The organism is Streptomyces sp. NPDC002701 (assembly GCF_042889045.1).
Taxonomy (GTDB): domain Bacteria; phylum Actinomycetota; class Actinomycetes; order Streptomycetales; family Streptomycetaceae; genus Streptomyces.
Genome location: NZ_JBIAQL010000054.1, coordinates 1 through 10,720, shown reverse-complemented (window position 1 = coordinate 10,720; position 10,720 = coordinate 1). Strand labels below are relative to the sequence as shown.

The following is a 10,720-nucleotide window of genomic DNA, read 5'->3' as shown; positions in this document are numbered from 1 at the left end:
GCCCCCCGGGCGGCCCCCGGCGCCCCCCCCCACCATGCCGGGGCCCCCCAAAACCACCGTCGGGTCCGGGGCGGGGGTCCCCCCCGGGGGCCCCGGGGGGGCCACGCCGTCGGCAGCACTGCCCGCGGGTTACGCGTGACCGTTGGCCATGCGCTTGAACGCGGCCCGGGTGCCGTCTCCGGCGTCCCCGTCGATCGCGCCCGTGTAACCCCAGTACTCCTTCAGCAGTCGCTGCAGTGCCTTGATGGTGTTGGTGCCGGGGTCGCCGTCGATCGCGCCGGTGTAACCCCAGTACTCCTTCAGGCAGCGCTGGAACGCCTTCCAGCTGTTGGTGCCCAGCTGTCCGTCGATGCTGTCGTTGTAGTCCCAGCTCTGCGCCAGGAAGCGCTGGATGTTCTTGGCCTGCGCGCTGCTGAGGCCGAAGTTGTTCGTGGCGAGCACGGAGACCGCCTCGGAACTCACCGCCGCCTTCGAGGCCGGCGCGGGCGCCGCGAAACTCGTGCCCGCGCCCGCCAGGGTCCCCGCCGCCAGGCCGACGACGGCGGTGACGCTGACGATCGACCTCTTCAGGACGTTCGGTCGCATGCGTTTCCCTCTCGTTCGGTGGAACTGCTGGTGTCGAACCGGGCTCGACGCTGGCAGGGCACACCGATGACCTGCAAGGAAACGGGTCGTCCTGGGACGGTGGGACGGGCTCCCCGCCCTGAACTGGGAGCCCGGCCTCCGCGATGGGACGACGGCGGGACGGGCGGCGCCGCGCGATCCGGCCCCGGTGAGGGAGCCGCGGCCGGATGCCTCGGGTGTCTCGGACGGTGCGGCGGCGGAACCCCGCGGTGGACCGGTCAGTGACCGCAGACGAAGCTCGACGCGCTGTCCGGATCGCCGGCACGGTACCGGGGCCAGTCCGGGTACTCGCACAACGGACGGGTCCGGTCGTGGGCCACGTCGGCCACCACGGGACCGGTGGGCGACTGTCCGTTCTCCACCCAGCGTTCGAGCGCGGAGAGCGAATCCCAGCCGGCGGCGAACGCCGGGGTGTCGAAGTTCGCGTGATTCGCACCGGGCACGACGTAGTACCGCATGAACGCCCGCGTCGACGAGGGGCCCAGGACGTCGCGCACCCGCTGGTAGTAGTCGTCCGTCGAACGGGAGGAGACCAGTTCGTCCGCGGCACCGTGCATCATGATCAGCTTGCCGCCGGCCCGGGCGAACGGCCCGAGATCCGCGTTGTTGCGGTCCTGGATCGTGGACAGCTCGCTGATCCGGTCGAGCCACTTCCCGGGGCGGCTCGGATCGATGGCGAGCGAGTTCTGGCCCGGGTCCCTGGTCAGGAAGTACTTGACCCACTGGTCCCAGAACTGCCCGAACTCCTCGAACTCCTCACCGACGTCCTGGCCCTGGGAGACGAGGTGACCTGGGGCATCGACCTGGCCGACGGCGGCGCCGCCCTGGCCATCACGATCCTGTCCGACCACGAGCAGTCGGTGCACTACATCTCCGGCCGGGCCATCCACCGCGCCTCCGAGAGCTACCGCGGCGAAGGCAAGACCGACGCCAAGGACGCCGCCGTCATCGCGGATCAAGTCCGCATCCGCCGCGACCTGCACCCCTTACGCATCGGCGACGAGACCGTCACCGACCTCAGGATCCTCACCGGCCGTCGCATGGACCTGGTCGCCGACCGCACCCGCACCGTCAACCGGCTCCGCGCCCAACTCAGCGGCATCTTCCCCGGCCTGGAGCGGGCTCTGGACTTGACCAACACCGGCCCGCTCATGCTGCTGACCGGCTACCAGACCCCGGCGGCCATCCGACGGACAGGCAGGAAGCGGCTAGAGACATGGCTGCGCAACCGCAAGGTCCTCCGTTCTGACCGGCTCGCCGAGACGGCTCTGGAGGCTGCCGGGCGCCAGCACACCAGCCTGCCCGGCGAGAAACTGACCGCTCAGATGGTGCACACGCTCGCGCGGGAAGTGATAGCCCTCAACCAGCAGGCCGCCGAGCTCGACAAGGCGATCGAGGCCCGGTTTCGCGAGCATCGGGACTTCGAAGTGATCACCAGCATGCCGGGCCTGGGCGTGATCCCCGGTGCCGATTTCCTGGCCGCGACCGGCGGAGACATGAGTCTCTTCGGCACCCCTGACCGTCTCGCCGGCTTCGGCGGAGTTGCTCCCGTGCCCCGCGACTCCGGCAAGATCAGCGGCAATCTCCGTCGGCCGCGACGCTACAACCGCCGACTCCAGCGAGTCTTCTACATCTCCGCACTGTTCAGCATCCGTCACAGCGATGAGTCCCGCCGGTTCTACGAACGCAAACGAGCCGAAGGCAAGCGCCACCTCCAGGCCGTCCTCGCCCTGGCCCGCCGCCGGGTCAACGTCCTCTGGGCCCTCCTACGCGACGGACGGACCTACGAACTCGTGCCGCCCATCGCTCTCGCGGCTTGACAGACCGCATTAAGAATCAGTGGCTGAGGCAAGCTGCGGGGCACGGTGCGCCGGAACGGTTTGCCGGGCGTGCAGCCGGCCGCCTGCGCAGCGCCCGGTCTGCTCTGTGCAAGCGGCTCTCGTCCTGTGCGCACTGACTGCGCAGCCTGCGCACCGTGCACGGGATTGCGCAGTCGCCCCTCGCCCTGTGCGCACCGGCTGCGCAGTCGGTGCGCGCCTGTGGTGGGCACGTGCAGGCTCCCTCCTGCAGGGCCCGGGCCGGATCTGCCCCGCCCGGACAGGCAGGGCTGTGAGCTGGGATGGGGAGAGCAGCGGTAAGGGCCGGCGGGGGACCGGTAAGGCCGGTGGTAAGGGTTCACCGCGGCGGTGACTGTGCAGCGCGGCCGTGCATGCGCAGCGCGAGTGTGCAGAGGGCTGCACATTCGGCTGCGCAACCGTGTGGCCTGGGTGGTGAAAGCAGCGACCCCCGGGGGGCGTCGTCACCGGGGGTCGCTTACGCATTCCACGCGGGGGACGGGAAACACGCTTCGTCGACTTCAACGACATCGCGTGCGCCCCGGTCACGGCCTGCCCGCAGCGACCGCGCGCCCTTCCTCCGCTGACCCCGACCATGGGCGTGACCTGCCGTGGTCATGGTCATGGTCGGGGTTGTGGTCGGGGTCGGCTACGACTGGTGGGGGCCGACCGCTCTGCCCGGTGGGCCCCCACCGGGTGGAGCATGGAGCGTGTGTTGGGCTCAGGTCTTCCAGGGGTGGAGCCAGCTGACCTTCACCACTGACAGGGCCCCGCTCGTCGCAGCATCCGGCGCCCGATGTGGCGCGGAACGCGGCGCCTGAACTGGCGCACTGTCTGACGCGCACCCCTCACTAGGTCGTATCGCGTTTATGCAGGTCAACGCGCCGGTAAGGGTGTGGGCGGGGTGCTGGCATCCCCCTTGGATCTTCCCTCGTCCGCCTCTCCTGAGGGAAGGGGAGGGAGCGGCGGGCCTTGGGAAGAGTCGCGGGGGAGCGAGCCGGCCGGGCTTCTCGCGCGCGTCGAGGGTCCGTGCACGACCGCTGACAGGTTGCGCTGGAGGTTGCGTACGGGGTTGCGCAGGGAATTGCGCTGGAGGTTGCGCACCCCTTCTGGATCGTGCGTTGTTTACGCAGGTGGCCACGCCTGTTGTCGCGTGGTCGGGGTGCTGACATCCCCCTCAGAGCACCCCGCGCCTGCCTCACCTGGAAGAAAAGGGTGGGTGGGAAGCGGGCGGGCGCGGCGAGCACGTCGGGGGATCGGGTGCCTGGCCGGCCTTCTCGTGCGTCGACAGGGGCCGCGCGCGACCGGGACGTCATCGCCCCGGAGTTCCGGGCCATGGGGAGGACATGAGGGAGGGCAGGAGGTAGGTCAGCAGGGAGTGCATCGGGTAGGCCATGAGGGAGGGCGCCCGCTTCCGGCCCGGCTCGTTCCCGTAGGTCACCGCACCCCGACCGGCCCTGATTCAAGGCAGACAACCCCCTCGGCACACCCCCACACCCCGCCGGTCTGGAAGAATGAAGAGAAAGGGACGGGCGAGCGAGTGTGTGGGCGGGCCTCGGAGGTCGGGGAGTCGTCCCGCCGGTCACGTGTCGGCGTTCATGCTCGGTCAGTCCGTCCCCTGTTTGGAGCCCGCATACCTGTGGTGGCACCGCGCCGGATGACCCGCCGCGGGATCTTCCGGACCGCCCCCACCCCTCACGGGCGAAACGGCTGGCACTGCGAAGAAGCCTCGCGCAGCCATGACCAGGTTGGCTTCCGTGAGCATCGCCCGAGTTCGGTCCGTATGTGGGCGGGCATCGACCAGCCGAGTATCCGGCGTGATCAGACAGGCGGCGCGTCGCGGTCGGTTCCGTCCCGGGTGGGAGGGGACCGACCGCGACGCGGGTACGTGCCGGGTCGGTTCAGCAGCCGGTGGCGTTGAAGTTCCAGAAGGCGGTCCTGGTCGCCGATCCGGCGACCCCGTCGACGACGAGGTTGGAGCCGTAGGAGTTCAGGTATGCCTGGAGTGCCCTGATCGTGCTGGCGCCGACGATCCCGTCGACGGCACCGGCGTTGTAGCCCAGGCGATTGAAGTGAAGCTGCGCCGCCTTCCAGCTGCTGGTACCCAGCTGTCCGTCGATCGCGCCGGGATCGAAACCGACCAGACGCAGCCAGCACTGCCAGTTCTTGGCCCGGGCTGTGTCCAGCCCCAGGTTGTTCACCGCGAGCGGTGCGACGGCGTGGGCGCTCACTACCTGCTGCTGGAGCGGCACGGGTGCCGCCACCGCCGTGCCCCCGGCCGCCAGGCCGCCGACGGCGATCCCGACCGCGGTGGTGGCACCGACGAATGCTTTCGCGAGAACTCGCATACTCTTGCCCTCCGTTGCCGTACTGCGTGGCTTGGACCGACCGGGCCGAACCGGACCGGCTGCGCAACGAGACTGTGGCTTCGGCGACACGTCCTGCCACAGCTGACGCAGAAATGAAGCACCTGCGGGACGCCCCATCGCCTGACCTGCTGGGACGGCACTCGCTGAGCGAGTTCAGCGGGACGCCTGAGCGACTCTGGGGCGGTCGCCGCCCGTACGGCTGGCTGTCAGCCGCCACGCTGCTGCTGGCCACGCTGGCCGCAGCACCCGGCGCGCACGGTGCCGCCGGGCCGGACAGGGCGACGTTGCCGCTCAGTCAGTTCATCAGCCGGCCGGAGGTGGAGGACGAAGGCCGGCGGCGCCCTCCCGGCCGCGGCGGGCGATCTAGCTGTGCCGTCTCATGACGTTGGTTCTTCGCCTGTCAGGCTTGGCGGGCATAGGACGTGAAGCGATCGGCGAGCGCGATGACGAGGGCGCGGAGTTCATCGGGGTGGTCGATGGCGAACGGCCGGTCGAGTGAGGCGAGTACCGGAGGCAACCAGTCGAGTCGCTCCGCCCGTAGCTCGACGCGCAGCCAGTGCTCGGCCGCCGGGTCCTGGCCGGCCGCGGGCTCGTGCTCCTCCAGGCTCGCGACGCTGGCGGGGAGGTGGGCGCGGATCTGCTCAACTGTCCCGTGGATCCGCAAGGTGACCTGATGCCTGTACTCGGCCGTGGCGAATCCTGACAACACGCGTTGTGCCGGACTGGGACCCACGGGCGCTTCGAATGAGCCGTGCAGGGCCCTCGCGGCTGCGATGCGATCGAGCCGGAAGGTTCGGTCCTCGCCGACCTGGGCGTCCTTGCCCGTCACGTACCACCGGCCCGCATGGGCGACGATCCCGTACGCGTGCAGTGTGCGTTCGCTGTGCCGTCCGTCGCGGTCGGTGTAGCGGATCGAGACCGGTCGGCGGTGGCGCACCGCATCGGCGATGGTGAGCAGGAGCCCGGCGTCCGGGTGGTCCAACTCGCCGGGCTGATCCGTGAAGGCGAGAGCTTCCAGGAGTGTGTCGAGCCGGCGGGCGATGTGCTTGGGCAGCACCCGCCGGATCTTCGCTGACGCTGTCTCGTTTGCCGTGCGCTCCGTCGTCGTCAGCTCTGCCCGGCGGCCGGCGACCAGGCCGAGCAGCACGGCCAGCGCCTCGTCGTCGCTGAGCATGAGCGGAGGCAAGCGGTACCCGGGAGCCAGCCGGTACCCGCCGTAGCGGCCGCGCACCGACTCCACGGGCACCTCCAGGTCGATCAGTTGGTCCACATACCGCCGCACAGTGCGCCCTTCGACGCCGAGACGGTCGGCGAGTTCGGCCACAGTCCGGGTGCCGCCCGACTGCAGTAGCTCCAGGAGTCTCAGCACGCGGCCGGTGGGTCGTGACATGTTCGCAGCCTAACGCGAATACGGGACCGATTCTGTCCACTATTTCTCCTAGCCTGAGACTGCACGCCTCCAGCACAGCGAAGGAGATACCCATGGACTTCGTCTCGATCCGCATCATCACCAGCGAGGTCGCACGCCTCGTCGAGTTCTACGAGCGAGCTACAGGGATGCAGGCGATACGGGCCACCGAGGACTTCGCCGAACTCAAGACCGCGGGCGCAACCCTCGCGATCGCCGGCACCCGCACCGTCCCGCTGTTCGCCCCGGGCTCTGCCCGCCCGGCGGACAACCACAGCGTGATCATCGAGTTCCTCGTCGACGACGTGGACCGCGTTCACCAGAACCTGACCGGCTTCGTCACCGACTTCGTCAACGAGCCCACCACGATGCCCTGGGGCAACCGGTCGCTGTTGTTCCGCGACCCCGACGGCAACCTCGTCAACTTCTTCACCCCCGTCACCCCGGAGGCCATCGAAAAGCTCGCACGCTGACGCCACGCACAGCCGCTCACGCGGGAGCCCCGAAATCTCAGGGGCTCCCGGTGAACGCGGCCGCCGAGTCCAGGAGGGCCACCAGCAGGGGACATCGGAACGCACCGCTAACCCCTGAAGGACGTCTGCGCTTGTGCCTGCGGGTCGATGCCGGACGTCCGATCGCACACGTCGCTGCGGAAGCAGGAATTACCCGCCGCTGCCTGGCCAAGTGGTACGCCCGCTGGCTCGCCCTCGGGGGGACGGCCTGACGGATCGCTCCTCCCGGCCCATCGCCAGCCCAACCGCACGAGCGAGGACATCGCCGATCTGGTAGAGGCGCTGCGGCGCCAGACCAAGTACGGGCCCGCCCGGCTCGCCGCCGAACTGCAGAAGCTGTATGGCATCACCGTGGCACCGGCCACCGCGCACCGAGTCCTCGTCCGGCGAGGGCTCAGCCGCCTGCGCGACCTCGATCCGCCCACCGGCGAGCAACTGCGCGAAGTCGTCCGCTACGAGCACGACCGGGTTGGCGACCTGGTCCACGTCGACGTCAAGAAACTTGGTGGCATCCCCACCGGTGGTGGCTGGCGAATGCACGACCGCGGCACCGAAGCCGCACGGGCCGCCAAGCGCACCGGTTCCGGTACCGGAAAGGTCGGCTACACGTACCTGCACACGGCGGTCGACGACCACTCCCGGCTCGCCTACACCGAGGCTCTGGACGACGAGAAGGCCGTGACCGCAGGCGCGTTCTGGCATCGTTCCGTCGCGTTCTTCGCCGCCCACGACATCACGCCGATCCGCCGCGTCCTCACCGACAACGGCTCCTGCTACCGCTCTCGCGCCTGGGCCGCTGCCCTGGTCGTGACGGGAACGAAGCACAAGCGCACCAGGCCGTACACGCCACGGACAAACGGGAAAGTGGAGAGGTTCAACGGGACGCTGGCCCGCGAGTGGGCCTACGTGCGCGCCTACACCTCCGAGCAGGAACGCAGGGCAGCGCTCGCGAACTTCCTCAACTACTACAACCACGAGCGCCCGCACTCCGCGCTCGGAGGCCGGCCACCCATCAGCCGGACCTCCGGCAGCAACTACCGCATCGTGTTCGACCAGCCGCCGAAGCCACTCGACACGATCCCGCAGCAGCTCACCTTCGAGGACGCCGTGGAACCAACGTCCTGAGACACCACATCTAGGCTGAGGTCCGCAATCAACTCCATGTTCGCCATGCCCTGACAGGCGATCAGCAGCCCGCCTGAGTACGACTACTCAGATCCGAGTACCTTCCGCCCAGGCAGCCTTCTATGCGAGTCACGGTTGCCCGGCCACTAGGTCGTGGGGCGGACGCTAGGCATGCCGAGCGGAACTCGGTTTGCACGGCGGGCGAATCGGGTGGCGTCGGGTCGCTCCTGGCGCAACAGTTGGAGGGTGAGGTCGATGCCCTCGATCTCTCCTTTCCAGCCCTCCTGCTCAGCACGTTCTCGCCGGTCGAGGAGGTCTTGCTCGATCTCCTCAAGCCGTTTGATCATCTCGGGGTTCACCTGCAGCACTGGGCATCGGATACAGGCGTGTTCGTGGTTGCACGGGCTTCCGTAGGGGCGTCCGCACAGGCCGAACTCGACCTTTCTGGAGTCGAAGTGTCCCTCGAAGGCGTCCCACTCCTCAGCTGTGGGCTCGCGGTACTCCGCTTCGGGGCGCGTTCGCCGCCGGTTGGCGATGACGCCCGCGGTTCCGAGGCTGGACACGCCGTGGTCCGGCGCCTGTTCCACCAGCTCATCGCCGCTGCCCAAGAACCACCGCCCGCCGCCTCCAGACCGGCGCTGACTCCGACGTGTTGCAGCAACACGCAGCCTTCCTGCTGCGCACGGGCAATGCCGTCGTCGACGCTTCCCTCAGCCGGATATGCCCCTACCTCGACGTGCACTGGGACGGCTCCACCGCCCTCGACGCCACGCCCGTGCGCACCTACTCCCGCGGCCTGCGCACGACCGGCCCGGACCTGGCCACCGATCCCGACGCAGGCTGGTACGGCCGCGACGGCGACCACCGCGACCCCGACACCCTCCCAGCGAGAACACGAAGAGGAACGGCGAGCGGCACCGCTCCACCGCCAAGGCGCTGTTCGGCTACGACGCTACCCTCGAACCCCCACCACGACGGGACGCCCGCTTCGTGGTGCGCACCGAAGCGGCGCATTTCTGATGCCGTCATCTCATCAAAAGCCGCAATTCGGTGTGAGGCGGTGAAGGAGGATCTCGTCTAAAGGACTGGCCAGGGTGCCGCAGCTCTCGCCGCTACACGACACGTCAGTCTCATAACGCTGTGGTCTGGTCTCCGTGCCGTCCACGGCGCACGTTCACGCAGTCGTGGCGGTGGTGTTTGAAGACCAAGACAGTTGGAGTGTCGGGACTGCGATAACGTGCCGGTCTGTACCGGGAAGGAGATTTCATGTCTCATGCGGATGCTGTCAGGTCGTCGTGGGCCCGGATTGTCCGGTGGCTGGAGGAGAATGCCCCCGTTAGTGCGCAGGCGCTCAATCCCCCGGCCACTGAGGCCGATATCCGAGAACTGCGCGATTCCCTGGGATGCCAGGTCCCCGAGGTGTTGGAAACGTGGCTACGGTTCAACAACGGCAGCACCGCGAAGGATTCCAGAATTTCGATTCCGGGAGGGGTTCGGCTCACTCCCCATCTTGATTCCAATGTATTCCCCGGTGGTGAGGTGTTTCTCGACTGCCGGAGCATCGTTGACCGGTATCAGAACAACCTCCGCGTCGCCGAGGACATCGGTGATGAGGATTGGTGGGAGTCCTCATGGATTCCGGTCCTGGCCGAGGCGGACGCCCACTACGGGCTGATCTTGGACGCGGGGCAGAGGGACGGGAGCGTCCCGGTGCTGGCCTACCGCGAGACCGACTACCCGAAGAGGTACGCCTCGTCGCTGGAAGAGCTGCTAGCCGGCGTGGCTGACATGCTGGAACAGGGCCGTGGAGACGGTGTACTTACGCGTGGGCGTCGGGCGTCCGTCCAGAATGGGCGGGTGGTCTGGGATTGAGTCCCTACACGTCGGTGGGGCCGGGCGGATCATCCGCCCGGCCTCACCGACGTGCGCTATCTGCGTTACGGCTTCTCTGCGTCAAGCCAGTAGTTGTCGCCTTCAAGGACGCGGTTGTTCCTTCGGAACGTCGGGAAGAGCCTCATGGACTGTGTGTTCTGGTTGTTGGACATGCTGAACCGGCCGCACGGCTCCGTCCAGGTTGGCAGGTCGTAGCGCGGGTCGGGTATCAGCCGTCACAGCCCGTCGCTGCCCTCGACGGCGATGGTGTTCGCACATTCATCGCCCGAGCCGACGGTTTTAGCCGCGCACCTGCGCGCCCGCCCCGCCTGCTGGATACGACGTCGAGCTCACGCCTGTATTTTTCGGATGGGCAAGTTCGGATAGACCAGCTCGCCGCCCACGGATGGGGCTGGCTGGACTCCACATCGCAGGCATCTTTCTGTGGTCCGCACGGTGATCCAAACGAAATTCCCTAGACGTCACTGATCCGAGCCGCACTCCTTGAGCGGTCTCACAGGGGTGTTCTCGAGCGGACCGTTCTCCGGGAGGAAAGGCAAGTAATGGCCAGCCTGTAGGACACCGCGGGAGTCTCGCTCCCACTGCATGCCCGCGGAGTCAATGAACTGCACGGTAACGCGGAGGTGCCGTGGTTCGTCGAAGCTCGGGACCAGGTCGGCAGTCGCTAGGCGAATCTCCGAGCAGGGCGGAAACACGCTGAAAGCGTTGAGCACATTCAGATTCATGATGACAGTGAGCGACTCTGTCGGGGATCTTGTGGATCGCGCTCATTTGCCTTGCCGCCACCAGCATTCCCAGGTCAAGCCGCGTGAGTCGAGGTATCTCTGGAAGACTGTGGGGTGCCGAGGTCCCTGGCACCGTGGTGGCGTGCGTGAGGCGAGTCGCTCGAGGTTGATGGCGATGCCGGTCAGCACGTGTTGGACGTGGGTCTTGCGAAGACCGTGGTAGCGGCTG

At 68.1% G+C, this 10,720-nt stretch carries 8 protein-coding genes and 1 pseudogene; 4 read left to right on the top strand and 5 right to left on the bottom strand.

The genetic code is table 11. From position 1 onward, the window contains the following. Positions 1-129: 129 nt before the first annotated feature. On the bottom strand, positions 130-585 hold the full coding sequence (locus ACFYXC_RS41445) for a peptidoglycan-binding domain-containing protein (RefSeq protein WP_389558287.1): 456 nt from the start codon (positions 583-585) through the stop codon (positions 130-132). A 257-nt stretch (positions 586-842) separates the two neighbouring features. Further along, positions 843-1,244: a tannase/feruloyl esterase family alpha/beta hydrolase gene (locus tag ACFYXC_RS41440; RefSeq protein WP_389558291.1), complete on the bottom strand. Its 402-nt coding sequence runs from the start codon at positions 1,242-1,244 to the stop codon at positions 843-845. Positions 1,245-1,310: 66 nt separating this feature from the next. Here ACFYXC_RS41440 and ACFYXC_RS41435 point away from each other — a divergent pair, with 66 nt between their 5' ends. Beyond that, positions 1,311-2,444 carry an IS110 family transposase gene (locus ACFYXC_RS41435; protein WP_389558289.1) on the top strand — a complete coding sequence of 378 codons (1,134 nt, stop codon included), beginning with the start codon at positions 1,311-1,313 and terminating at the stop codon, positions 2,442-2,444. A 1,916-nt stretch (positions 2,445-4,360) separates the two neighbouring features. On the opposite strand, the gene ACFYXC_RS41430 is transcribed toward ACFYXC_RS41435, so the two are convergent. Then, positions 4,361-4,807 (bottom strand): peptidoglycan-binding domain-containing protein, encoded by a 447-nt coding sequence (locus ACFYXC_RS41430; protein WP_389558285.1) that lies wholly within the window; start codon positions 4,805-4,807, stop codon positions 4,361-4,363. 421 nt (positions 4,808-5,228) lie between these two features. Next, positions 5,229-6,218: a helix-turn-helix transcriptional regulator gene (locus ACFYXC_RS41425; RefSeq protein WP_389558283.1), complete on the bottom strand. Its 990-nt coding sequence runs from the start codon at positions 6,216-6,218 to the stop codon at positions 5,229-5,231. A 92-nt stretch (positions 6,219-6,310) separates the two neighbouring features. On the opposite strand from ACFYXC_RS41425, the gene ACFYXC_RS41420 reads away from it, so the two are divergent. Together ACFYXC_RS41420 and ACFYXC_RS41415 are read left to right on the top strand one after the other, a co-directional pair. After that, positions 6,311-6,709 carry a VOC family protein gene (locus tag ACFYXC_RS41420; RefSeq protein WP_389558281.1) on the top strand — a complete coding sequence of 133 codons (399 nt, stop codon included), beginning with the start codon at positions 6,311-6,313 and terminating at the stop codon, positions 6,707-6,709. A 50-nt stretch (positions 6,710-6,759) separates the two neighbouring features. Continuing rightward, positions 6,760-7,768, top strand: a pseudogene (locus ACFYXC_RS41415) (IS481 family transposase); the annotation flags it as partial. Between the two features lie 251 nt (positions 7,769-8,019). On the opposite strand, the gene ACFYXC_RS41410 reads toward ACFYXC_RS41415, so the two are convergent. Further along, the gene (locus ACFYXC_RS41410; RefSeq protein ID WP_389558279.1) at positions 8,020-8,481 is read right to left on the bottom strand and encodes a hypothetical protein; all 462 of its coding nucleotides are present in this window, start codon (positions 8,479-8,481) and stop codon (positions 8,020-8,022) included. Between the two features lie 658 nt (positions 8,482-9,139). Between ACFYXC_RS41410 and ACFYXC_RS41405 the strand changes: the two genes are divergently transcribed. Then, positions 9,140-9,745 carry an SMI1/KNR4 family protein gene (locus ACFYXC_RS41405; RefSeq protein WP_389558277.1) on the top strand — a complete coding sequence of 202 codons (606 nt, stop codon included), beginning with the start codon at positions 9,140-9,142 and terminating at the stop codon, positions 9,743-9,745. The last annotated feature ends 975 nt before the right edge of the window (positions 9,746-10,720 follow it).